Genomic DNA, 25935 nt, shown 5'->3' on the forward strand with positions numbered 1-25935 from the left:
CATCAACAACAATGAAAACCTATTATAAATTTTGGATACTTTGCCTTGCACTGGTGCTGGGTACGGGATGCAAAAAAGGGCTTGATATAGCGCCTGCTTCCGAGTTATCCGATTCTTTCCTGCTCACCAAAAAGGGCGCAACTGCCCTGCTGAACGGCGTTTATGCCGACGGTCAGTTTATTGCTGATGCCGGCGTAAACCGTATATATGTTGAAGAAGCTGTTACCGACGTGCTGGTGAATTACCGCGGTGCTCTGAATATTGATGTTCTGCCATTCCAGAGCTTCAACTGGTTGCCTACCGCGCCGTTCCTGTCGCAATTCTACAGCAAAAACTATACTACCATCAGGGACGCCAATATCCTGTTATCGAACATCCCTAACAACCCGGAGCTTAGTGCCGATGAGAAAAAGTTAATGACCGCAGAAGCCCGCTTTTTACGCGGATTGGCGTATTACTACCTCTACGGCTGGTTTGGCCCCGTGCCCATGATAACCAAGCCCTTCACCAGCGCTACCGACGATTTTAACGTACCAAAAGCAGAAGAAACCGAGCTGCTAAATTTCATTGAGAGTGAACTGATAGCCTCGGCTAACGACCTGCCCGGTACCATTATCACTACAGGCAAAGCCACAAAAGGTGCTGCATTGGGGGTACTCACCAAGTTTTACCTGCAAACCAAAAACTGGCAAAAAGCAACAGCAACGGCCAAACAGGTAATGGATATGAACATCTACAAACTGCAAACAGATTATGTGGCGCTGTTCGATAGGGCCAACAAGGGTAACCCCGAGATGATATTTGTTTACCCTGCGCTTAATAAAATAGGCTTCGGTAACGTGTGGACGGCTAATGCTTTACCGCCGCAATACCCAACCACCGTATTTAACACCGCAACACAGGTATGTATGCCGTTGGCATTTTACAAAACCTTTGCCGCTGCAGATAAGCGCCGCAATTTGATACTGACATCGTACACCAGCACTACAGGGGCGCTTATCGACCTAACAACGGGCGTGGAATATCAAAATCCGCGCAGCCTGAAATACCCCACAGACCCTGCTGCGGATGAGCGCCACCACGGTAACGATTTCCCGCTGATACGCTATGCCGATATATTACTGAGCCGCGCCGAAGCATTGGTGCAGGAAGGTGCCGTTACACAAGAAGCCGTAGACCTGCTGAACATGGTACACACCCGCGCCGGCCTAACCGCCTTTACCCTTACCGACCTGCCCGATAAAAACACCTTCATCACTGCCTTGGTTAAAGAACGCGGCTGGGAATTTTACAGTGAAGGCAAACGCCGCGAGGACCTGCTGCGCAACGGCCTGTTCCTGAAAAACGCTACCGACCGTGGCCTGCCTGCTAAAGACTTCCAGGTGCGGTTCCCCTTCCCGCAATCGGAAGTGGATGCTAATAAAAAACTGGTGCAAAATACCGGCTATTAATAACCTAAGGGGGCGATGCATGTCGCCCCTTTCAAAACTATACTTATGAGAAAAGGTACATTAGCGCTGCTCGCCTGCGCTGTATTAGCTACCCAAAGCTTGCAAACTCTTGCACAATCGCCCGTAAAAATACGTGCTGCAACAGGCAAGAAGCCAAACATCATTATTATACTGGCAGATGATATGGGCTTTTCGGATGTTGGCTGCTACGGCGGCGAAATACCCACGCCCAATATTGATATGCTGGCCAAAAATGGTGTAAGGCTTAGCAGTTTTTATAACAACAGCCGCTGCTGCCCAAGCCGTGCATCGTTACTAACGGGTTTGTACCCGCACCAGGCGGGCATAGGCGATATGTCGGAAGACCCGAATGATAACGGCGTGAACGAAGAGGGTGTGCCCGGCTACCGCGGCTTTTTAACGCCCAACACCGTAACCATGGCCGAAGTATTGAAGACGGCCGGCTACCACACCTACATGACGGGTAAATGGCACGTAGGTATGCATGGGAAAGAGAAATGGCCATTGCAGCGCGGGTTTGAGCGGTATTATGGTATTCTTTCGGGCGCATCGAGCTACCTGCATCCCTTCCCGCCGCGCGGCATTACGACCGATAACGGCGATACGCAATACGATTTCCCGGATGATTATTATACTACCGATGCCTTTGGCGACAATGCCGTAAAATTCATCAGCGAGCAGCGCGATGCCAAACCATTCTTTTTGTACCTGGCCTTTAATGCACCGCACTGGCCTTTGCAGGCTCGCCAGCAGGACATTAAGCTAATGGAAGGTAAATACCAAAAAGGATGGGATTCGATACGGTACGAGCGGGTGAAAAAACAAGTTGCCATGGGGCTTGCCAAACCCGGCTGGGCAACCGCCGAACGCGAAATGCGCCCCTGGAACCAGCTAACCGAGCAACAACAAAAGGATGTAAGCTACCGCATGACGGTTTATGCCGCCATGGTTTACCGCATGGACCTGAATATAGGAAAGGTATTAGCCACCTTGAAACAGCAAAAGAAACTGGATAACACGCTCATTATGTTCATGAGCGATAACGGCGCCTGTGCCGAACCGTACCAGGAATTGGGCGGCGGACCAATGGCATCTATCAACGACGGGCTGAAATATGGCGCCATTTCCTACGGGATGGGTTGGGCCAATGTATCTAACACGCCCTTCAAAAAATACAAGAACCAAACCTTTGAGGGTGGCATAGCGGCACCATTGGTGGCTTACTGGCCGGCTATGTTCAAGGGGCAGTCGGGTAAGTTTAACGGTACACCCTTCCACATTACCGACCTGATGGCTACCGTGGCAGATGCGGCGAAAGCTACCTACCCTACCAACTACAATGGCAGGCAAATAACGCCTACCGAGGGGCTAAGCATGTTACCTGCATTAAAAGCCGGCAAGGGCGAAACGCATGAGTACTTTTATTGGGAACACGAGGGGCACTGCGCCGTTATCTACAAAAATTGGAAGATAGTAAAAGCCGCCCTCGCCAATAAATGGGAACTGTACGACCTGGATGCCGACCGCACCGAACGCCACAACCTGGCCGCGGAACACGCAGATATAGTAACCGCATTAGACAAAAAATGGCAGGATTGGGCCAACTCGCACCAGGTTTTCCCGAAAGGACCGAATTATAAAGACAATATGGCCAACCACCCAAACAAATACGCTGATTAAATTTTGTTGGTTAAATCAGTTGCTTCAAGCCGTCCTGCGCCCGCAGGCGGCTTGTTCGTTTTTAGCCCTTTCCTCCTCCTTCCCCAGGGAAGGAATCACACATTCCCCTCGCTCTTCTTTGCAGGCCTTTAAAATTCCCTTCTTGGGGAGGGGTGCGGCAGGGTGTGCGCAAATGCAGGGAGGGGTTTAGCCGATATGCCTTGTGGCCTTGCATATCCATTAACCCCTTCCTCCCCCTTCCCAAGGGAAGGAATCGCACTTCCCCTGCTCTTTTTTGCGCCCCCACCTCATACAAAATGTTCTATCTTTGGCGTCTACCCAGATGAAGAAAACAGCAAGCGAACTAAACGGCGTTAAGGAAATAGCGCGCAGGGCAAATGTATCTATCGGTACGGTGGATAGGGTGATGCATAACCGTAAGGGCGTGTCTGACGCTACGCGGCTGAAGATAGAGGCCATTATTAAGGAACTGAACTTTCAGCCCAATAAAATGGCCAGCCTGTTGGCCACGCGCAAAAACATGAATTTTGCAGTGCTGATACCCGCCGTGTCGGAAGAAACCGACTACTGGAGCTACCCGCTCAACGGCATTAACCAGGCCGCTGCCGAAACCAACCAGTTTGGCGTTACGGTAAAGCCTTATTTCTACGCGCTTGATTCGAAAGAAAGCTTTAATAGGGTTGCCGAAGAAATGCTGAAGGATGAGCCGCATGCCGTATTGCTGGCACCATCATTTGTGGAAGATTCGCAGGTGTTAGCAAAGAGAATTAATGAACTGGGCTTACCCCTTGCCTTCATCAACTCGGACCTTGCCGGGCAGGATAACCTTACCTACATTGGGCCTGACCTGTATCAAAGCGGCCGGTTGGCGGCACAGCTCGTGAGTTTTTCGCTGAAACCGCTGGATAAGGTTTTGATCATCAATATATCTGCCGACCTGCGCAACGACCACCATTTGGTACGCAAAGAACATGGCTTTAAGAAATTCTTTGAAGAAACAAGGAGCGCCACGCATATATCCACCCTCAACATCAGCGAAACCAAAGTATGCGTTGTGGAAGAGGCGCTAACAAGGACGCTGAATGCCGACAACACTATCAAAGCCATTTTTGTAACCAACTCGCGCGTAAATATTGTTGCCGAAATATTGAAGAAACACAGACGTAATGACCTATTGGTTGGTTACGACTTTTTGGAGAAGAACATCGATTACCTCAAAAGCGGGCAGATAAAATACCTGATATGCCAACGCCCGAAAGAACAAGGCTATCTGGGCATTATGGCGCTGTATAAACACCTCTACAACGTGAGCGAGGTGGAGCGTTTTGTCTATATGCCTATCGATATCATCACCAAAGAGAACTACCAGTTCTACAATGGTTAATCCTGCCCATCGGGTTTGCCATGAGGCAGCATAGCAAAGGCCAACAAATATCTTTTCATGATTTATACAGACACTAATACAGGTTTCCTGTCGAAAACTACTTTGGCGAAACATTGGGGCTGATGAAAATCGGGTGTATCGCCGTCGAGTTTCACCCAGCTTAAAAAATGAGGCACGGGCAGTTGGTCGCCGCATTTGGTAAAGTTTACTGCACACTCCGTGCCACTCAACGTTGGCAGGCTGCTGTAGCAAAATACTGAAAGGGGAAGCACCGCGGATATATCCCAGCTGATTCCGCCTTTAGGCACGTTGTTATTCAGGTCCAGCACCATGGTTTCCACTATGGGATTAAGCAGTTCCGCGGGGACAAATTCGCGGCCAAACCGGTTTTTGCCATAAGCAGCTTTGATAGAGCCAAGGCAATTGAATTCGATATTGTAGTAACCCTCCTCATCGCCAAAGGCAATAAAAAACTCTACGCAGTTATCGTTATGCACATCGCTGTTGATGGGCCTTTTACGGGCATTCAGGTGCGGCTCATTCACCACGAAACGCAAGCGTATACCCTCATCAAAATGCGAAACAGCGAATGCTGCAGAGCATGATAGCACACCGCCCTTCGCCCAGGGTTCGTTTTCAATTTTATGGGGCGGCGCGGTATCAGTTGGTTGGCTTAACGGTATATACGGAATGTTCAGCAGCGTCATTTTATCTTGGCTAATCTATCATACATCACATGCACTTTCTGGCTGCGCAAAAGGTTCTCCTCGGCAATAGCGGCGGGGTGTATAAAACCACCGTTCAAAGCATTAAATTCAGCGCTCAGTGCGTGTTCATCTGCCATCAGCTTCTTTACTTTTGCCGCATAAGCAGGGGCTTTATCCAGCGTAAAAGTCGGCGCATTTACTTCCGCTTCTATCTCCATAAAGGTTAAATAATAAACCCGTATCCTCGCCATCAGCAAAAAATGCCTATACTCCTGCGCACCCTTAGCAGGCGCGAGTGATTTGAACACCTTCAACGTATTCTCGGCAGTATCCAGCAGGTTACTTACAGTAAGCGGCGTGTTGGATACCACTTTGCCCCGCTGTACACTATACGGCGCGGCAAACAGTGTCTTTTTAAATTGCTCTGCCTTGCTCTTATCAAAGCCAAAAGTATCGTGGCAATAATCTGCTATAAAGTCATCAACCGGCTTCACTTTATTAGTACCGAGCGTTTGCAGGTAATAGTCAACTAAAATATTAAAACCGCTCAGCGGGTAAACATGGCGAATGGCATAAAGGTCTATTAAATCGCCTTCCGACTCGAAGAGCGAAGAGTAAACGCCGGAGGTTGACCAGGAGGTCATTACAATTCCTTTATAATTCAGGCTTCTCGATAGCGGAATAAAATCGTGAATGTTTTTAAAATGCTTCTGCCAATCGGTTAAGAAGAAATTGTCAGGATAACTGCGGATAGATGGCGAACCCCATATCTCGTAACCCGATTTAAGCAGCTTGGCATGGTCGCCAAAGTGGTTTACATCCCAGCCATAGTTCCAATCAATAAAAATGGTTTGTTTGGGCAGCAGGTTGATGTAGTCGGGGTATTTTAGCGCAATATCCGCCCAAACAATGGGGCGTTTGCCCATGCTCACCACAATATCGCAAAGCATTTTTATATGGTCGAAGTAAAGGCGGGATAAACCAATTTCGGCAGCCCTCTTTTTACATTTTTCGCAATGGCCAAGCAGGTAAGTTTCGTCGCCGCCGATGTGCAGGTAGGGCGAGTTGTGTGTGGCTATCAGTTCGGCAAACAGCGTGGTAAACAGTTTTTTATTCAGTTCGGGTTCGCTGGGGCATACCTGGCTAAAATCTTTTTGGTCTTCTCTCTGGGCGGCGTATTTGTAGTTGCGCAGAATGTACTCCACATGCCCGAAGCTTTGCTGCAGCGGTATCACCTGTATTTTCAGCTGCTTGCAATAGCTGATGAACTCGGCCACCTGCGCGGGTGTATAGGCGTAGCGGTTTGCAATCAAGGGTTCGTTCTTAAACGGGTAACTGCCCTCCCATTCCATCACAATGGTATTGATGCCCTTGCCGGCAAGTTTGGCCGCAAATTTTTTGAGCGCAGGCAACTGCATTACCTGTATCCGCATATCTAAATGGAACCCTTTCACGGCCACCGAATCTGCCGGTGGCACCTGGCTTGCCCAAGCTTTTGCGGTAACACTTACCAATAAAAGTAGTAGCAGCACCTGTGTTTTAAAATAGTTTTTCATTAGCAATGTTATTTAGTAATACGCCACCTATAGCGGCGCTGATCATATTAAAACAACTGAAACAATCAGCGGAGCGAAGTTTCCCCCTCGCTTACCTATTAATTTAATCCATCAAACTAAAGCTATCCGCATCGGTAAATAAAACCGCATTAGGATGTTGCCTTAATATGGTAGATGGGTATAATTCGGTAACAGGAGTGCTTAACGTGTGGGCTATAGCACGTGCTTTGTTTTTGCCCGGCACCATACAGAAGATGTAAGGTGCAGCGATCAATGCAGGCACGGTCAACGTAAGTGCATATTGCGGTACGTCGGCCAGGGTGGCAAAGCAGCCATCGTTCACTTGCTGCCGGCGACAGGCTGTGTCGAGTTCTACTATCTTTACCAATTGTGAATCCTTAAAGTTGGCCACGTGCGGGTCGTTAAACGCAATGTGGGTGTTCTCGCCAATGCCCATGCAAACTATATCGGCAGGGTTTGTCTTTAGCAAAGCAGCGTAGCGTTCGCACTCGTCCAAAGCATCGGCGCTGCTACCGTTTATACAGTTAACGGATTTAAAGGGCACCTTATCAAATATGCTTTCTTTTAAAAAACTGCTGAACAATTGCGGAGCACCTTCGGACAGGCCCAAATACTCATCCATGTGGAAGGCGTTTATCCTCCTCCACTCTATGCTTTCATCGGCTACCAGCGCCGCTAAAAATTCGTTCTGCGATGGTGCCGCGGCGAAGATGATGTTCAACTCGGGCTTAACCGGTAATAACTCCTTAATTTTATTGGCAGCCATACCGGCGGCAAGGTGCCCCAATGCGGCGCGGTTTTCGGCCACCAATACGTCCAGTTTATCTTTCTTTATTTGTTGTAACATTTTATAAATATCTTATTAAACAGTGTGCACTACTTTGCCGCCAATAATGGTGGTGTGCAGGTTTATATCATCATCAAACAATACCATATCGGCATATTTTCCAACTTCAAGCGTACCCATCTTATCGGCCACGCCGGCGATCTTTGCAGGGGTTGCCGTCATCATTTTTATAGCATCGGTAAGCGGTACTTCGGCCAGTGTTACCATATTTTTTACCAGCTGTATGGTGGTGGCCACGCTGCCTGCAAAGGCAGAGCGATCAGGTAATTTGGCTACATCATCCTCTACAATTACTTTTAGTCCGTCGGTTAGCCTGCCTAATACGCTTTCGCCCGGGGGCATACCGGCCGCGCGCATGGCATCGGTAACTAAGGCTATTTTATCGGCACCCTTTATTTTGTATACCAGTTTCAGTAGCGATGGCGGCAAATGCCTGCCGTCAGCTATTATCTCTACCGTCATGCCATCCAGCAGATACCCGCTCTCCACCACCCCGGCGTACCTGAACGCGTTTTTACGAGTAACGCCCGACATGCACGAGTAAAAATGCGTCATATGCGTATACCCCACTTCATAAGCAGTAACCACATCATCGTAAACGGCATTGGTATGCGCTATAGATGGTAATATGCCACGCTCGGTAAGGTAGCAGCCCAGTTCTATGGCGCCTTCCACCTCTGGGGCAGCACTCCAGCGGGTGATGATTTTGCTCTTGTTCAGTACATCGGTATACTCGGCGGCATCAGCCTTACGGATAAAGCGCGGATCCTGCGCACCGCGTTGCTCCATCGAAAAATATGGGCCCTCTATGTGCATCCCTATAAAACGTGCCCCATCCGCATTCAAAGGCTCAGCTTCTTCATATAAGGCGAGCGTTTTCAATAGTTCCTCGTGCTCGCAGCTTAGGGTAGTTGGCGTAAAGGCAGTGGTGCCGTAGCTCGCGTGTAATTTGGCTATCTCCAGGTAGGCTTCTATGGTGTTATCCATAAAATCGTGCCCGCCGCCGCCATGCACATGTATATCAATAAACCCCGGCGATAGGTATTTACCAACGGCATCAATGATAGTAGCAGTTTCATACAGGTCATCCACCCCTACCGAAGCTATTTTACCATCCTTAACAACCACCGTAGCGTTATCCAGTATCCCTTGTGGTGTAATGGCCCGCGCCTTTATTATTTTGAGCGATGATGCATCCATCCTAAACAGTTTTTAATTTAAAGCGCCATGTTTTAACCTTATGCCCGTAAAACGCATAGTAGCTTAGGTAAAAGTAGCAGGGTAGTAAAACCCAATACCCCTCGCGCAGCCCCAGGTGGTCGGCAAAGTAGCCGTAAAACAATGGCAATATGGCATTACCGCAAAGGCCCATGATGAGCAGAGATGCCCCCAGCTTAAGATGGCGGCCTAAATTGTGCAATGCCAAAGGCCATATGCCTGCCCATATCATAGAGTTGGCAAACCCCAGCAGCACCATAAACCACAGCGAAATATCGGTATGGTGGCCCAACAAAGTAACCCAACCTTTACTCATGATCACCAACAGCGAAAAAGTAATACCCAACACCGTGCAAATACGCAATGCCGTGCGTTGCGAAATGGCCCAGGGTATTAAACTAATGCCCAGCAAGTACCCGCAAATGGTGGCGAACAGCGTGTACGACGGAAAAACCTTCGCCTCGGGTAACGACAGCCCCATACTTTGTGCATAGGGTATAATGCTATCAATAGCAATAACCTGCGAACCCACATGGAAGAAAATAGCTACTGCTCCCAATATCAAATGCGGATATTGAAAGATGCAGGTTTCGGCTTTATCTTTCGACGCAGTGGCATCCAGTTTATCAATATCAGGCGGAGGCAACAGGCGGATGAGCAGGCCCATTAATATCAGCACGCAGCCTACAGCAGTATAAGGAGTGATCACTCGCTTAATGAGTTCATCCAGCACCATGGTTTTGTGTGCTTCATCCATCAGCTGAACATCCTTGAAAAGCTGGCCATCGGTTGGTTTGATGATGAAGGCGGCCAGCAACAGGGGCGCAATAATGCCGGCAGTTTTGTTGCAGATACCCATGATGCTGATACGCCGGGCAGCGCTTTCCTCGGGGCCTAAGGTGGTAACAAAAGGGTTGGCAGCTGTTTGCAGTAAGGCGAGCCCGGTGCCGATGATAAACAGGCCCGTTAAAAATATGGGGTACGAACGGTAGTTGGCGGCAGGTATAAAGATAAAGGCACCGGTGGCCATTATGAAGAAACCCACCGTCATGCCGTTCTTCAGCCCTATTTTTTTGAGCAGGAACGATGCCGGTACCGAGATAACAAAATAGGATATGTAAAAAGCAAAGGTTACCAGGTAGGCCTTGAAATTAGTAAGCTCACAGGCCAGCTTAAAATACGGTATCAGCACGGCATTTATCCAGGTGGCAAACCCGAATACAAAAAACACCACGCAGATGATGAGCAAGGATATGGTGTTTTTTAAAGCGGCAGCTTTCATGGTTTATTGCATTCGTGTACGTACACGAATGCAATATTAGGCTTTTATTTGAAATAAAAAAATAAATATGGAAGGCTTGTTGCCTCTACCTTAAAACAAAAAAAGCCCCGGGCAATTTGCCCGAAGCTTCTCAACATTTAATTAAAACCTAAAACTTAATTTATTTGCTATTTTGGGTAACCCTCACCCAATCTACCAGCATTTTGGCTTTATTGGTTTTGATAAGGTCCAAAGCTTTTTCTGATAAACCGTAGTAAGGCTTTTTGATCTGGTTTATTTTGTAGGGGTAAATGCCTCCAACTGCAAAATTGAGCAGCAGGTATTGCTTATCGTTAAATATCCATTTGCCGTAATGTTCTGCCATGGTTTTGGTTACGCGGAACATCAATACGCCGTCGTACTTAAAATTGAGGGCATCGGGTGTCCATTCTACGGCGTAGGTATGCCATTTGGTCGCGTCGTTGTTTTTGGGCATGTACAGGCGGTTCACAAATGGTGTTTCGCCGCTATATCCCGGGCCGTGTACGGCTGCGCTTACCCAATCTGCCTCGCCAATAAATTCCATAATATCAGTTTCGCCTCCTGCGGGCCATTCGGGGTAGCCCAGCATCCACCAGGCAGGCCAAAGCCCATCGGCAGCAACAACTTTTATACGTGCCTCGGCGGTTCCGTAAGTAAAATCGAATTTATTAACGGTGGTTATCCTGCCCGAAATAAAATCGAAAGTTTGGTTATCGAAGGTTTTAAAACCCGGCGAATACCTTGGGCTCAACACCAGTGCGCCATTGCTTGCGCCTTCGGCAGCTGCACCTTTGGCAAAGGATATTACATTGGCTGAATCTACATAGGCCTGCAGTTCGCCATTGGTATGGAAGCCGGTTACTATGGGCGTCCATTTGGTACGGTCGAGCTTGCCGGTGGAGAAGTCATCAAAAAAGATAACCTTGCCGGTTTGCTTTGTGGGGGCTTTTTTGGTTTGCGCAAAAGCAGGCAATGCCAGCATTGCGGCCATTGCGGCAGCAAAAAAAGTTTTTTTTGAGTGCATAAACTCCGTAGGGGATTGTAATAAAAGAGCGCCCACCTTAGCGGACACTCTTTTTCATTATAGATTATCTGTAAACTCTCACGTACTCCACTTCCATGGTTGCGCTGGTGATGCTTGGGTCTACCTCGCCGCCAAAATTACCGCCCATAGCCACGTTCATGATAAGGAAGAAATTGGCATTGAATGGTGTGCTGGCATCGTTAGCAAAGGTGTGGTACACCACGCCGTCAACCGCAAACTTCAGTTGCTTATCTGTCCATTCCAGGCTGTAAACGTGGAACTCGGTAGAAGCCGTAGGGTTCATTACGGTTTGGCTTACACCGTTGCCACCCGAGTGGCCGGGGTAATGCAGTGTAGAAAATATCTTGTTCTGTTGGTTACCCACGTGCTCCATAATGTCAATCTCGCCGCAGGCTGGCCAAGGCGTAGTATCAACATTGCTGCCTAAGGCCCACAATGCAGGCCAGGTGCCACGCCCCGAAGGCAGTTTTGCCTTGAACTCTACACGGCCATACTTAAAGTTGAATTTACCTTTCGATAGCAAACGCGACGAGGTGTAGTTAAAGCCAGCCATTGCTTCTTTCTTCAGGGTTATTTTTAGCTTACCATCGGCCACAATAACATTATTGCTGCTGTTGGTGTAGTACTCCAGCTCGTTATTGCCCCAGCCGTTGTTATTACCCAAATCGTAACCCCAGTTGCCCGGGTCGGGTGCGCCGGCTTTCTCAAACTCGTCTGACCATACCAGCGTCTCACTGGCAGATACATTAACTTGTGCCGACTGGGTAGTTACAGAGCCTGTGCTGCTTTTGGCAGTAACTTTTACGGTATAAACGCCGGCAACCGGGTATTTGTAGGTAACGGTGCCGGTGGTTGATGTTTGGTATACGCCGTTACCAAAATCGAACTCGTACGAGGCCGCGTTGGTGGCCGTAACCGTAAAGCTTACGTTGCCGCTGTTATCTGTGCTTGATACGTATTTTATCTCGATGTTGGACGGCTTATTCGGGTCCGACTTGTTCTCGTCCTTAGTGCAGCTTGCCAGCAGTGCTACAAGCGCTATAATGATATAGGTGCCTAAATGTCTCATATCTTTCATTATTTAACTGTAAATTTTTGGTACCAGGCCAAACCATCTATACCTATGTTACGCAGGGTGATGGTGCTGGCGGTTATGGCCAGTATCTCATAAGTGTTACCACCTGTACCAAAGCTAATTAAGCCATTACCCGGAACTACGAATTGTATACGGGTAGAGTTTGCAGTGGTAGAGCCCGAGGTAGCATTCATGAAAACAAGCTTACGTGCTGCACTCAGGTCCAGGTTGTAGCAACCATCGGGGCCTGATGCACCGTAAAATGTAGTAGCTGCACCGATAGAGAACGATTGGCCTTTGTTATTAACAACCATGCTAATGCTGCTGCCATCTTTAGTGAAGGTAACCTCATCATCATATAAACAGGGGTCGCGCTGATTGGGGTCGGCACTGTAATAGTCTGATGCATAGGTATTATTAGGGCCTACACCTACGTGGCCGGGGGTTTCGCGGGCTATAACCCAGGTTTTAGAGCTTCCGCCTGTGAGGTTGGCCATTATCTCAGCCGGTATCTCGAAGGCAACAAAAACAGTTATCTTTTTAGATGTAGTTGATGTTACACCACCGGTACCTATGGCACTTACAATTACGGTATAATCGGCAGTGCCCGGGTTAGTATACTTGTGGGTTATTTTGCCGGTAGGCACCACTTCGGTACTGCCGTCGCCATAGTCTATTTTATACGACACTACGTTGTTGGCCGTTGCCGCAATGGCTACGTTGCCGCTGCCGCCCCCCGCAGGGTTTGCAGCATCGGCGCCTTCAATAGTGGTGGTAAGGGTTACATCAGTAGGGGTTTTTATCTCCCCGAAAGTATATTCGGGCTTTTTGCAGCTCGCCACCGCTATAACCGCTGCCATAAAAGCAGCTATCGATATTTTTATATTGGTTTTCATTGCTGTTAATTAGTTAAGGGTTATATCATCAAAATAGAAGGTGTAGTTGGCCGAGCCATCGCCCGAAGTGCCGTTATCAAATATCAGCACCACTTTTTGGTAAGAGTTTGCTGGATTGATGGCGCTGTAATCGAAAGTTAGCTCTTCCCATTCGCCGGCTTTTGTGGTAGCAACTTCTTTTTCGAAGCTGATACCGCCGTTGGTAAGGTTCTCAACTTTCAGCAATACTTTGGCTCCTACCCTTGGCGAGTAAACTTTCATTTTGAAGATCTTCTTACTGAAATCAATAGGGCCATCAAGCGCTATAAAGCTACCACCGTAGGTTGCGCCCGGGTTCTTAACCATTTTGGCAACTTTGGTGCTGGTGTTTATACCGCCCGCTGCCGGGTTGTTAACCACGGTAACGTTACCGCCTTCAAAATCAGTGAATGCATAATTCAGGGTTGATGACTGGAAGGTTAACGGGATGTTCAACACCGATGATGGAGCCGGAACCATTTTCAGGTCGTCCCAGTAGAATACCTTACCTGTGCCACCCGCGCCAAAGTCGAAGAATATCGAAGCTTTGTCGTAAACCGTAGCAGCATTAAATGCCGGCGTACCTGCCGAGTTATTCAGGAAGTTGAAGGTTAAGGTTTCCCAACCATTGGCAACGGTAGTTACTGCATCGGTTTCAACAGATTTGGCGCCATTGGTATGGTCTTCCAATTTCAGTTTGATGGTTAGGCCTGCTGCAGGAGAGTATACGCGTAACGACATCTGCGCAAAATCGGCCGTAACAGGCACCGGTGTTGCAAAGCCTGCCGCAGTACCTACTGTGGTACCGGCCCAGGTTTCGGCACCGTTTTGCTTGGTGGTCTTTTTAACCTTGTTGGCCGGGTTGGTAGGGTCAACCGCGTCAACTGTGGCGTTGTTACCAAAATCGGTTACGGTGTAGTCGGTATTCGGTGCATCAAATGTTACCGGCAGGCTTATGGCCTGTATCGGCGTGGTCATTTTCAGGTCGTCCATATAAAACACCTTGCCACTGCCACCGTTACCAAAGTCGAAGAACATCGAAGCTTTATCGTAAGTAAAGGCCGGGTTAAGCGCCGGTGTACCTGCCGAGTTGTTGTTGAAATCGAAAGTAAGCGTTTCCCATTGGTTGGCTTTGGTAGTTACCGCATCGGTTTCAACGGCGTTGTTGCCATTGGTGTGGTCTTCCAGTTTTAGTTTAATGGTAAGGCCTGCCGCAGGCGAGTAAACCCTTGCAGTCATTTTTGAGTTAGCCGCGCTGATGCCCACTTTTGTTGCAAAGCCGGTAGCTGTACCTAAAGTGGTACCGGCCCAAACTTCGGCACCGCCTGGTTTGGTAACTTTTAGCACTTTATTGGCAGGGTCGGCAGGGTCAACCGCTACGCCGCTTTGGTTGTTGCCAAAATCGCTGGTAGTGTAATCGTAATTAGGGTCGTCAAAAGTAAGGGGCAGGTCTATCTGCTTACCCACTTTTATAGTTTGCGTAGCTGTTGTAGTTGCTGCGCCCCCGCTTAGCGCTACTACGCGCACGATATAAGTACCGGCAGTTTTGTAAATATGCGATGCCGGCACGCCTTCAATAAAGGTATCGAAAGGCTCGGGCGTGGTGCCCGCTTCGTCGCCATAGTACACGTGGTACATGGTTTCGTAATCGGCTTTGGCATCTACGGTAACCGTTAAGCCGTTGGTGCTGATGGCCGGTGTAAGGTTTTCCGGCGCGCGGAACGATACCGTAAGCTGCTGGGTAAACTCAACGGTTTTGCCGCCAATGTTGTGCCCCACCAGTTTTACGGTGTAAATGCCTTCTGCATATTTATGCTCAATGCTTTTGCCTGCGCCTACTTTGTTGTAGGTGTCGCCGCCGTCGCCAAAATAAACATCGTAGCTGGTAACGCCTTCGCCGTTTGGCGTAATGGTTACCATGCCGGTATTGTCCTGCGTAATGCTGAACAGTACACCCAGTTTGCCCGGCGCTGCGGCCTGGCTTACAAAAGATGTATCTATATAATCCTTCTTACAACCCGCTGCTGCGGCAAGTACAAGGGTTAATCCTAAGTAATATTTTATTGCCTTCATATTTTTATGAATGATAAAAGGTTAATAGCCGGGGTTTTGTGTAATACCTGTAATGGTAACTTCTTGCTGCGGTATAGGGAACACCTCGTGCTTGCCGGTAGTAAAGCCGGTAAGTTTAGAGGCTGCCTGCCCGGTACGCACCAAATCAAAGAAGCGGTCGCCATCCATGGCCAGTTCCAGCCTGCGCTCGTCCCAAATAGCGGTTTTGAGGGCATCGCCTGTTGCCGTAATATCATGGGCATTATCTTTAAATGCACGGCGGCGCACCTGGTTAAGGTAGTTTTGCGCTTTGGTAACATCGCCAGCTCCACGGGTAAGGGCTTCTGCAGCCATCAGCAATACTTCAGAATAGCGCATTACGCGGATATTGTTAAGGTAGTTCAGCTCTATTTGGCCCGATGATTCGCCTTTGCGCGGCAGGTATTTACCGTTGTAAAGCCCGCTATTTTTGTAAGGCGCAACCTGGTATTGAATGCCGTATTCGGGGTGCGCGGTTTTGTAAGCCTCTATGTTGAAGCAGGTAACATCTTTACGCTGGTCGCCCGCTGCATAGGCATTGGCGAGGTTTTGCGTAGGCAGGTTGGTGCTCCAGCCTGCTGCGTATGGCATAGCGCCACTGCCGCTAATACCCCTTATACCATTTTGCTGTACAGCATAGTTCCCCTGGCCACGGGTTGCACCGCCCCAGTTGTAGTATGGCGAACCATTGGTGTACTGCACCTCGAATAACGATTCGGTACCGTTCTCGCCCGATGCCAGGTAGATAGAAGCGTAATCTGCCACCAGTGTAAACGCGCCTGATGTAATGATGGGTTCTAACACTGCATCAGCTTCGGCAAACTTATTTTCGTACAAATAAACTTTACCCAATAAACCTTGTGCAGCATATTTGGTAATGCGGCCCGGCTGTGTGCTGGTAGTTGGCAATACAGCAACTGCAGCCTGAAGGTCTTTCTCTATCTGTGCATAAACTTCGGCTTTAGGCGAACGTGCCAGTGCGCGGCCTTCTGTTAAGCTGATGCGTTTATCTAAGAAAAACGGCACATCGCCCCACATTTTCACTAATGTGAAGTAATAGTAGGCACGCAGGAAGTAAACTTCGCCATACAAGGCATCTTTGCCATTGAAGCTGATGGTTTCGCCTGCGGGGTTCTTATCCTTATACTGCATCAGGTAGTTGGTACGGTTCACGCCTTCATAAGCCACGCGGTAAAGGTCCTCAAGGGTAGAGTTTACCGGTGTAAGCGTAAAATCGTCCATTTGCTGTAGTGCCAGCACATCTGATGCGCTTTCGCCGCCTGCAGCCGAGTTATCCGATGCGATATCGCCAATTGCGGTTACCTGGTTTAGCCATTGCACAGGTGAGTAGGCACTAACCACTATAGTGCGGTAATCTGTTTCCGATTTAAAGTAATCGAGGTCCGTAGTCACGAAATCCTCGTGCGGGTTATAATCGATAAATTTTTTGCATGAGCCCATCAGCGTTGCAACAACTGCCAGGCCCACCATCTTTATATATATCTTTTTCATTGTTTTCCTGTTTTTGTGTTATTACAAGTTTATATCCAACCCTACCGAGTAAATACGTGCCTGCGGGTATGCGCCGCGGTCAACGCCGGTTTCCAGCAGGTTGCTGCCGCCCGATATCTCAGGGTCGTAACCGGTGTATTTGGTAAAGGTGAATGCGTTTTTAACCTGCGCGTATATACGTACCGATTTGAATACGTTCTTCAGCATGGCTTTAGAGAAAGTATAGCCTAATTGAATGTTCTTCACTTTTACAAATGAGCCATCCTCTACGTAGCGGTCAGATACGCGGATATTGCTGTTAGGATCCAGGAAAGAATAACGTGGGTAGCGGGCATCGTTAGTGGTGCCTTCGCCGGTCCAGCGGGCCAACACGCCACGGTATTTGTTGCTAAAGTTGGCGTTACGCTCGTAAGCGCGGTAAATATCGCCGCCAAGTGAAGCGTAAGTAAGCGCACTAAAGTCGAAGCCTTTGTAAGACATGCCCAGGTTCCAGCCTAAAGTTACGTTAGGGAACGGGTCGCCAATTTTGGTTTGGTCGGCAGCGGTAATTACGCCATCGCCATTTACGTCAACAAAGCGTATATCGCCGGGTTGCGCACCTGCCTGTGTTGGGGCTGCTGCAATTTCTGCTGCATTTTGGAACAAGCCTGCTGTTTTGTAACCGTAGAAGTAAGCAGGCGTTTGGCCTTTCTCGAACACGGTAACCGTTTGTGATTGGCCGTTGAAGAAACCACCACCCAAGATACGTGCAGTACCATCGGAGTTGGTGGCCCTTACCATGTTTTTGATGGTGGTTACATTGAAACTGTTGTTCAATTTAAACCCGCCTATACGTTCGTTGTAGCTAACGGTAATATCAAAACCGCTGCTTTTGGTAGAACCGATGTTGTAAACCGGAACCGGGATGGTACCCATAACCAACGGTGCGGTTGGGGTGAACAACAAGCCGCTTACGCGTTTTTGGTAATAATCGGCCGAGATGGATATCTTGTTATGAGCCATCGTAAGGTCGAAACCGAAGTTGCCTTGTTTTTGCTTTTCCCATGCCAGGTCATCGTTACGTAACGAAGCAAGGGTTGAGCCGGTATAGAACACGTTGCCGAAGTTGTAACCATTACTGTTGGCCATTGAGCCATAATCAGGCCCGCCGGTGGCAATTTTGTTGTACTGCGGCGACACATTCTCATTACCGGTAACACCATAGCTACCGCGAATTTTCAGGTAATCGATGAAAGCCGGTTTGAAGAAATCTTCCTGCGTAACTACCCAGCCTAAGGAACCTGCGTAGAAGTTACCAAACTTATTGTTTACACCGAAGGCGTAAGAACCATCGCGGCGTGCTGAGAACGATGCCAGGTATTTGTTTTTGTAATCGTAGTTAACACGGCCAAAGTACGATAGGTTTCTGCGGAAGTACTGGTATGCACCACCGGTTTGCGCGTTAGGGTTATCGGCTGTATTTGTACCGGTAGCTGCGCTGTAATCTGCAAACTCCCATGAGTTAAACGGAACATCCTGGCGGCCAACGTTCATGCCATTACCACTTATTTTCGCCATCGAAAAACCTACAACGGTTTCAAAGTTGTGGTCTTTTGCTACGCTGAAGTTGTAGTTGGCAAAGTTTTCCCAGGTGTAATTAAAGTTGCTGCTTTTGCTTTGGTTAACACTATTGTGCCTGCCGGTGATCTGGTTGCCTGCTGCATCCTGGCTGTTCTCTACGTTAAGCGGACCGTAAAACATCAACGGGGTGAAGCTTTTAGAGCGGTCGTCGTATTTGGTGTAACCAAAACGGCTGTTCAGCTTTAGGCCTTTTATAACGGTGTATTGCGCCTCAAATTTACCGTATATTTTGCTGCCGGTGTTGGTATTGAAGGTATTATCTAACCTGTTTATCGGGTTAAATATCTCTGATAGCAACAGGTTGCTGTAACCATATTTGGTGTTTACCGATGGATCGGTATTGTAAACCGGTACGGTTGGGTCAAAGTTAAGTGCATTACCTATTATACTGTTGAACGAGTTTTCGGCTACGCCTTTATTGTTCAGCAGAACACCGGTAGTGTTCATAATGAACTTCAGTTTCGGGGTAAGGTCGTAAGTTAAGTTAGCTGTAAATGTACCACGGTTGAAGTGCGATTTATCGTAACCGCCAACTATACCGCCCTGGCTAAGGTAGCCTGCCGATAGGAAGTATGACATTTTTTCGCTGCCACCACGTGCCGACAGGTTGTGCGACTGCATAGGCGCAGTGTGGAATATCTCTTTCTGCCAATCGGTACCGGTACCCAGTATAGAAAGATCGGGGAAAATGATATTACCACCTGCAGCTACGCTACCTTCGTTTACCATAGCGCCATACTCCGATGCGTTAAGCACGCCCATTCTGCGCGATACATCCTGAACACCATAGTTGCTGTTGATAGAAAACTCGGTTTTTTGATTTGGGCGGCCGGCTTTGGTGGTTACCACAATAACGCCGTTACCACCCTTCAAACCGTAAATAGCGGTTGTAGCAGGGTCTTTAAGTACGTTGATGGATTCGATATCGTTAGGGTTTATCGAATTAAGGTCATCCAGCGATTGGATAGAACCGTCAACAACCACGGTAGGGTCGTTACCCGAGAAAGAAGGGATACCCCTTACCAATACGGTTGGCTTTGCACCCGGTGAACCTGATTGAACCACCGTAACACCCGATACCTGGCCCTGCAGGGCTTCCTCGGTACGTACGGCGTTCAGCTTTTTAATGTCGGATGCTTTTACTACTGATATAGCGCCCGATATGTTGGTTACTTTTTGTGTGCCGTAACCTACTACCACAACTTCTTCCAGCGCTTTGGAGGCGTCGTCTAAAACAAAATTTTGTACACCAGTAGCGCTTACAGTGCGCTCAACGGTTACCATACCAATAAAAGATACTACCAGGGTAGCGCTTGTATTTTGGTTAAGGGTTAAGGTATAATTACCGTTAATATCGGTAACGGTGCCAATGGTTGTGCCTTTGAGGGCAACGGTGGCGCCGGGGACGCCCTGCCCGTCGGACTTTTGTGTTACTTTACCTGTAATGCGGAGCGATTGCGCGTAGGCTGAGCTCACCAAACAAAACAGCAAAGCAATGCACGCAAGAAACTTGAGTTTGAATTGCATAAGGATTGGATGATTAGTTTATAATTAATTGAATTGGGGCTTTGCCCGGGGTTGGTTGTAAAGGTTTCTCCATAATTAGGTTTTAATGCGCATGCCAATGCACATGGTTACATTTTGTCCATAAGTTTTTAGTACGGGTTAAATTGGTTTATAAAAAAGCGCAAGAGGCGCCTGGTTTATGGGTTCAAAAGTATGCCCCAAAGCAGCCATTAAACAAATAATGCACTACATCACTACTACAACAAGCCTCAAAAAAGCCAATAAAAAAGCGATATTTGATTTACCAATTTATACCCTAAGTAACCATGCTGCGCAATTTTACTAACTACCTGTATTTAAGGATTTTATTTATTACATTGTGTAGTATAGTAGCAAACAAAGCCCTGCCGCAAGCCTATATTGCGCAACGCAAAACCGTTAATTACGAGAAACGGCAGTACAACGCAGGTACTCAAAACTGGAAAATAAGGCAGGATGCACAGGGGCGTATGTACTTTGCCAATAACGAGGGGGTTTTGGTGTTCGATGGCTCGGCCTGGCAGCTGTATCCCCTACCCAACCGCACCATTGTGCGCTCGCTGGAGTTTGGTGCCGATAAGAAATTATACGTAGGCGGGCAGGACGAGATAGGCTACTTCTCGCCGGGCAGTAATGGCTCGTTAGTATTTACCTCCCTGAAGGGTTTGATACCAAAAGCCGACCAGATATTCTCCGACCTATGGGATATCATAAGCTATGGCGACGATATATTCTTCCGCTCTAACGATAAGATATTTAAATACAGTAAAGGTAAAATGGCCGTTTACCACACCCGCTCGTGGTTGTTTTTGGGATTATATCAAAACAAACTGCTGGCGCACGATGAGCAAAAAGGATTAGTAGAGTACGTGAACAACAATTGGCAACCCTTTATCGATAAAAAAGACTTGCCCAATGGGTTTTACGTTACCTCGATATCCAAATACAGTACATCCTTCAGCATCGTCACCACCTCTAAGGATGGGATATATCTGCTAAGCGGCAATACACTGCGGAATTTTAACCTTATCGGGATAGATAATCACCAGCATTTTTCGGCCGCGCTACCCTTGGATGATGGCACCTACCTGTTCAGCACCTTTTTAAACGGCGTTTACCAGGTGGACCGTAACGGGCAGGTGATAGAGAACATTGCCAAAAAAGAAGGGTTGCAAAACGTATTTGTACGCACCATTTTTAACGATGCCAACCACAATGTTTGGTTGGGGCTGGATAATGGTATCGATTTCATCAGTTACAACAATGCCGTTAAGCACATTAGCCCCGGCATTTTTAACGATGCCGCCGGGTATGCAAGTGCTTTTTATCATAACAACCTGTACTTCGCGCTATCCAACGGTATTTACCAAGTACCTGTAACCGATATGGGCGACCTGAGCTATGTAAAAAACAAATTCAAAATAGCGGCCGAGGGCCAAACCTGGAATATTATGGCGGCCGGCGGGCACCTGCTTGCGGGTAAGGATGATGGTTTATTTGAGGTGGGCGATGGGCATATTACACCTATTTACAACGCCACCGGTTTCTGGATATTCCAACCCTTTACCAACAAGGCAGGCCAGCCATTAATAGCAGCGGGTAATTACTACGGTGTGCGCCTGTTTGAAAACCATGGGGCAACACTTGCCGATAAGGGTAATTTAGGTAAGTACTACGAGTCGGCAAGGTTTTTAGAGGTTGACGAGAATAATATGATATGGACCTCGCACCCCTACCGAGGTGTATATTGCCTTAACCCCGAAACTGGCCAGGTGAAAAACTATACCAAAGAGCAAGGGCTGCCGTCAACGTTGAATAACTTCGTATTTAAAGTAAAAGGCCAGGTGGTGGTGGCTACCGAGAAAGGTATTTACCAATACAATGCCGGCGCCGATAAATTTATGCCCTCGCAGCCTTTTAAAACCATTTTTGGCGAGCGAGGCATCCGTTACCTTAAAGAAGACCCGGCAGGTAACATCTGGTTTGTGGAGGGTAAAACGCTGGGCGTAGTAGATTATTCGGCAGCACCTACCATCATCAACTTCCCCGAATTGAACAACCGTATCCTCAGCGGTTTCGAGAATGTATACCCTATTAATACCGAGAATGTGTTTGTGGGCAGCGAGAATGGTTTTTACCATATCAATTACGCCAAATACAAAGAGAACATACGCCCGCTAAAGGTTTACATCCGCAGCGTACGGTCGGGTTCGGGGGCGGATAGTTTGCTTTATGGCGGGTTCGACGGGCGCGATAGTACCAACAAGCAAACCGCAAGCGATGTGCTTAATTTAAGTTACGCCTATAACTCGCTACATTTCGAGTACTCGTCGCCCGTGTTTGATGAGCAATCAAACGTAGAGTATAGCTACCTGCTGGAAGGCTTCGATAAAGGCTGGGCCGAGTGGAATAAAAAGGCCGAGAAGGATTACACCAACCTGCCGCCGGGGAAATACGTTTTTAAGGTAAAGGCACGCAATCACCATAATAACCAATCGGCCATAACCGAATACACTTTTACCGTAAACCCGCCCTGGTATCAAACGCTATGGGCCTATGCTATCTACATATTCGCCGTAACCGGGCTGTTGTATTTCATCTACCAAAAACAGGAGAAGCGCCACATTTTAAAACAACAGCGCCAGCTACAACAACAACAGGAACAGAATGCCGAAGAGCAACGCCAACTGTCCTATCAGCACCAGTTAAAATTAGAACGCTCCCAAAAAGAACTCGCCAACCTGAAAGCCGAAAAACTGCAAGCCGAAGTAGAGTATAAAACATCTGAACTGGCATCATCGGCCCTGAACCTGGTGCAGCAAAAGGAGTTTTTAACTAAGGTAAAAGAAGAATTACAGCGCCTGCAAAAAGCCGAGGCGGGTACTGTGGATGTAAAGGAGATAAAAAAGATACAGCGCATGCTCACCGAAGAGGATAAGCTGAACGAGCAATGGCAGCAATTCTCTATTCATTTTGATAAGGTACACGCCGGCTTTTTAACCCTGCTTAAAAACCGTTACCCCACCATTAACCAACAGGAACTAAAGCTTTGCGCCTACCTCATCATGAATTTATCAAGCAAGGAGATAGCCCAACTAATGGCCATATCGGTACGTGGCGTAGAGGTAAGCCGCTACCGCCTGCGCAAAAAACTGCAGATACCAACAGAGATGAACCTGTTTGAATTTTTATTCAATATTCAGCAGGAGTTGATGAAGTAGAGAGCATTAATTAAGCGACCGATATTCGAGCGGAGAATGCCCCACCTTTTGCTTGAACAACCTTGCAAAATGCTGCGGGTATTTAAAGCCCAGTTCATAGGCAATTTCGCTAACGGTTTTACCATGGTCGAATATGCGCTCTTTGGCCATGGCTATTAGTTTGGCCTGTATATATTCAAGCGCCGTTTTGCCGGTTTCCTTTTTTATAAGGTCGCCAAAATAGTTGGGCGACAGGTACAACTGCTCTGCACAGTAAGCCACGGATGGCAGGCCAATGGTTTGGGGTTTATCGGATATAAAATAATCGTTCAGTATGGCCTCAAATTTTTCCAGTATACCGCGGTTAACGTTATCGCGGGTGATAAACTGGCGGTCGTAAAAGCGTACGCAGTAATCAAGCAACAGTTCAATATTAGCCACAATAAGGCGTTTGCTATGTTTGTCTATATTTTGTTCCAACTCATGATCTACTTTGTCGAAGCAATCAAGCACAATGTTCCGTTCCTTGTCGGATAAATGCAGCGCCTCGTTTGACTGGTAGCCGAAGAAACCATAATCGGCTATATGTCGCCCAAGCGAGGTGCCGTGTATGAGGTCGGCATGAAAAACCAGGCCGTGCCCTTTTGGCTGGTACACTTCGCCTTTGCTATTTACGCCTGCCACCTGCCCCGGTGCCAAAAAAACCATGGTGCCCTCCTGGTAATCGTAGGTGTTACGACCGTAAGACATATCGCCGCATTTCAGGTCCTTCAGAAAAATGGTATAAAAGCCGAAATACATTTTGTACCCATGGCGCGGCGCAGCTTTGGTAAAATCTACAACACTTATGAGCGGGTGCCTTGTGGGGTTATTGTTAAACACGTTGTAATCGCTTACCGTGTTGAACCTGAGCATGTCTTCCATATTCTTCATCATTTGCTTACCAAATTTAGCATATTATATAAGCCATCTCCCATCTTGATGCCCGTATCCGTAAAAGTGGTACAAACATCTGTAATACGTATCCTGTTTGGCTAAATAAAAGCGGGCACCTTTGTATCGCCGGTTAAAACACGTGAGCAAGTTTAACCGGCACACCAAAACCAAACCGAATTATTTATGAAAAAGGCATTAACAATTTTAGCGCTGCTGGCTGTATGTACGGTACACGCGCAAACCAACGGTAATAAAGCGGGTACTTCGCCGGTAATAAAAACATCGGGCGGTAGTTTGCGCGGCGCAACGGAAGGCAATGTAAGCAGCTTTATAGGTATTCCCTACGCTGCTGCACCTATTGGGCAACTACGCTGGCGCGCACCGCAACCTATGCCGGCATGGCAGGGTGAGCGTGATGCAACAAAATTTGGTGCCGATTGCGCTCAGATGGGTTGGCCGCGCAATGGTACAAATATTTCGCCTGCTTCGGCAGAAGATTGCCTGTTCCTGAATATCTGGAAACCTGCGGTAACTGCAAAAGGCGCTAAACTGCCCGTAATGGTTTGGATACACGGCGGCGGCTTTGTTGCAGGCAGCGGTGCACAGCGAGGCTTCTCCGGCGAATCGTTTACCGGCAAAGGCGTTATATTAGTGACCATTAATTACCGTCTCGGCCGCTTGGGCTTTTTTGCCTTCCCGGCGCTTAATGCTGAGCATCCCGAAGAAGCCAAAGGCAACTACGCCTATATGGACCAAATTGCTGCGCTGCAATGGATAAAACAAAACATTGGTGCCTTTGGCGGCGACCCAAAAAACGTAACCATTTTCGGCGAATCGGCGGGTGGGGTTTCGGTGCAGTCGCTGCTGACTATCCCATCGGCAAAAGGGCTGTTTCATAAAGCTATTGTAGAATCGGGCGGCGGCCGCGATGGCGTGCTTACCGGCCGCCCTATCAGTAAAGAGAATGCAGATAGTTATTACCCGGTATCTGCGGAAACCATCGGCATCAACTTCGCCAAAAAACATGGCATAACAGGTACCGATGCTGCGGCATTAGAGAAACTCCGCGCGCTGAGCGTATCAGAAATTGTTGATGGCGGGCAAGAGGCAGATGGAAGCACACCGATATATTCAGGCCCTATATTGGATGGCAAACTGGTTGTGGAAACCGCACAAAGCGCCTATAACAATGGCCGGGCACCCAAAATACCCATCATGATAGGCTCTAACAGTGCCGAAGTGCCGGCAGGCTTTGTGAACGCGACTACTAAAGAAAGCCTGTTAGGCTTATTCGGCAAAATGAAAGACGATGCCGCCGCCGTTTACGATACCGATGGTAAAACGGAATTGCCACTAATGCTTACGATGGTAAATACCGATAAGGTTTGGGCCGAGCCCGCACGTTTTACCGCAAACGCCATTAACGCAAAGGGCGCATCTGCTTACGTATACCTGTTCTCGTACGTATCGCCTTCCATGAAACAATAGATGCGTTATGGCGCGGGGCATGCATCGGAAATAGCTTATGTGTTTGATGACCTGCGCAGCCGAAACGATGCCCCTATTGATGATAAAGACCGCGAAGTTGCCAAACTGATGAATACCTACTGGACCAACTTTGCCAAAATCGGTAACCCCAACGGTGGCGAATTACCTGCCTGGCCAGCGTATACTCCTCAAAAAAATGAACTGCTGGAGATACAGGCCGATGGTGCAGCAACGGGAAAACCCGACCCGAAAAAAGCAAGGTTGGATGTAATTGAAAAAGCCGTTACGAGTGGTAACTTGCATTAACCGCAGCATGCAAAG

General features: G+C 48.0%; 18 protein-coding genes. 6 read left to right on the forward strand and 12 right to left on the reverse strand.

All coding sequences use genetic code 11. The features are described from left to right. Positions 1 to 11: 11 nt before the first annotated feature. The 3 genes from BC343_RS14680 to BC343_RS14690 all read left to right on the forward strand — a co-directional run bounded on the left by BC343_RS14680 (position 12) and on the right by BC343_RS14690 (position 4536). Complete coding sequence (locus BC343_RS14680) at positions 12 to 1451, forward strand: RagB/SusD family nutrient uptake outer membrane protein (RefSeq protein ID WP_078348537.1); 1440 nt, start codon at positions 12 to 14, stop codon at positions 1449 to 1451. A 45-nt stretch (positions 1452 to 1496) separates the two neighbouring features. Then, positions 1497 to 3152 carry an arylsulfatase gene (locus BC343_RS14685; protein ID WP_078348640.1) on the forward strand — a complete coding sequence of 552 codons (1656 nt, stop codon included), beginning with the start codon at positions 1497 to 1499 and terminating at the stop codon, positions 3150 to 3152. A gap of 322 nt (positions 3153 to 3474) precedes the next feature. Next, positions 3475 to 4536 (forward strand): LacI family DNA-binding transcriptional regulator, encoded by a 1062-nt coding sequence (locus BC343_RS14690; protein ID WP_078348538.1) that lies wholly within the window; start codon positions 3475 to 3477, stop codon positions 4534 to 4536. A gap of 62 nt (positions 4537 to 4598) precedes the next feature. On the opposite strand, the gene BC343_RS14695 is transcribed toward BC343_RS14690, so the two are convergent. The 11 genes from BC343_RS14695 to BC343_RS14745 form a co-directional block, all read right to left on the reverse strand. Then, positions 4599 to 5243, reverse strand: a complete 645-nt coding sequence (locus BC343_RS14695; RefSeq protein WP_078348539.1) for a carbohydrate-binding family 9-like protein — start codon at positions 5241 to 5243, stop codon at positions 4599 to 4601. Further along, positions 5240 to 6799 carry a beta-N-acetylhexosaminidase gene (locus tag BC343_RS14700; protein ID WP_078348540.1) on the reverse strand — a complete coding sequence of 520 codons (1560 nt, stop codon included), beginning with the start codon at positions 6797 to 6799 and terminating at the stop codon, positions 5240 to 5242. The genes BC343_RS14695 and BC343_RS14700 overlap by 4 nt, the downstream gene beginning before the upstream one ends. 103 nt (positions 6800 to 6902) lie before the next feature. Next, positions 6903 to 7667, reverse strand: coding sequence for a glucosamine-6-phosphate deaminase (locus tag BC343_RS14705; RefSeq protein WP_202909794.1), 765 nt, complete (start codon positions 7665 to 7667; stop codon positions 6903 to 6905). Between the two features lie 15 nt (positions 7668 to 7682). Further along, positions 7683 to 8867, reverse strand: coding sequence for an N-acetylglucosamine-6-phosphate deacetylase (nagA, locus tag BC343_RS14710; protein ID WP_078348541.1), 1185 nt, complete (start codon positions 8865 to 8867; stop codon positions 7683 to 7685). Position 8868: 1 nt separating this feature from the next. Further along, complete coding sequence (locus BC343_RS14715) at positions 8869 to 10167, reverse strand: sugar MFS transporter (protein ID WP_078348542.1); 1299 nt, start codon at positions 10165 to 10167, stop codon at positions 8869 to 8871. Positions 10168 to 10327: 160 nt separating this feature from the next. Continuing rightward, positions 10328 to 11212 carry a glycoside hydrolase family 16 protein gene (locus BC343_RS14720; RefSeq protein WP_202909795.1) on the reverse strand — a complete coding sequence of 295 codons (885 nt, stop codon included), beginning with the start codon at positions 11210 to 11212 and terminating at the stop codon, positions 10328 to 10330. Between the two features lie 64 nt (positions 11213 to 11276). Beyond that, a complete protein-coding gene (locus tag BC343_RS14725; RefSeq protein ID WP_078348643.1) occupies positions 11277 to 12302 on the reverse strand; it encodes a family 16 glycosylhydrolase in 1026 nt (341 codons plus the stop codon). An 8-nt stretch (positions 12303 to 12310) separates the two neighbouring features. Beyond that, on the reverse strand, positions 12311 to 13204 hold the full coding sequence (locus BC343_RS14730) for a PKD domain-containing protein (RefSeq protein WP_078348543.1): 894 nt from the start codon (positions 13202 to 13204) through the stop codon (positions 12311 to 12313). A 9-nt stretch (positions 13205 to 13213) separates the two neighbouring features. Then, complete coding sequence (locus BC343_RS14735) at positions 13214 to 15295, reverse strand: hypothetical protein (RefSeq protein WP_078348544.1); 2082 nt, start codon at positions 15293 to 15295, stop codon at positions 13214 to 13216. 21 nt (positions 15296 to 15316) lie between these two features. Beyond that, complete coding sequence (locus BC343_RS14740; RefSeq protein WP_078348545.1) at positions 15317 to 16825, reverse strand: RagB/SusD family nutrient uptake outer membrane protein; 1509 nt, start codon at positions 16823 to 16825, stop codon at positions 15317 to 15319. A gap of 21 nt (positions 16826 to 16846) precedes the next feature. Then, positions 16847 to 19972 (reverse strand): SusC/RagA family TonB-linked outer membrane protein, encoded by a 3126-nt coding sequence (locus BC343_RS14745; protein ID WP_078348546.1) that lies wholly within the window; start codon positions 19970 to 19972, stop codon positions 16847 to 16849. Positions 19973 to 20277: 305 nt separating this feature from the next. Between BC343_RS14745 and BC343_RS14750 the strand changes: the two genes are divergently transcribed. Further along, complete coding sequence (locus BC343_RS14750) at positions 20278 to 23211, forward strand: triple tyrosine motif-containing protein (protein WP_078348547.1); 2934 nt, start codon at positions 20278 to 20280, stop codon at positions 23209 to 23211. 6 nt (positions 23212 to 23217) lie between these two features. Here BC343_RS14750 and BC343_RS14755 read toward each other — a convergent pair whose 3' ends face one another. Continuing rightward, positions 23218 to 24126: a helix-turn-helix domain-containing protein gene (locus BC343_RS14755; protein WP_317043644.1), complete on the reverse strand. Its 909-nt coding sequence runs from the start codon at positions 24124 to 24126 to the stop codon at positions 23218 to 23220. Positions 24127 to 24309: 183 nt separating this feature from the next. Here BC343_RS14755 and BC343_RS14760 point away from each other — a divergent pair, with 183 nt between their 5' ends. Both BC343_RS14760 and BC343_RS31980 read left to right on the forward strand, forming a co-directional pair. Next, the gene (locus BC343_RS14760) at positions 24310 to 25614 is read left to right on the forward strand and encodes a carboxylesterase/lipase family protein (RefSeq protein ID WP_202909796.1); all 1305 of its coding nucleotides are present in this window, start codon (positions 24310 to 24312) and stop codon (positions 25612 to 25614) included. Next, complete coding sequence (locus BC343_RS31980) at positions 25615 to 25920, forward strand: carboxylesterase family protein (protein ID WP_202909797.1); 306 nt, start codon at positions 25615 to 25617, stop codon at positions 25918 to 25920. It begins immediately after the preceding gene. Positions 25921 to 25935: the final 15 nt, after the last annotated feature.

Origin of the sequence: Mucilaginibacter pedocola, assembly GCF_002013915.1 — a bacterium.
Taxonomy (GTDB): domain Bacteria; phylum Bacteroidota; class Bacteroidia; order Sphingobacteriales; family Sphingobacteriaceae; genus Mucilaginibacter; species Mucilaginibacter pedocola.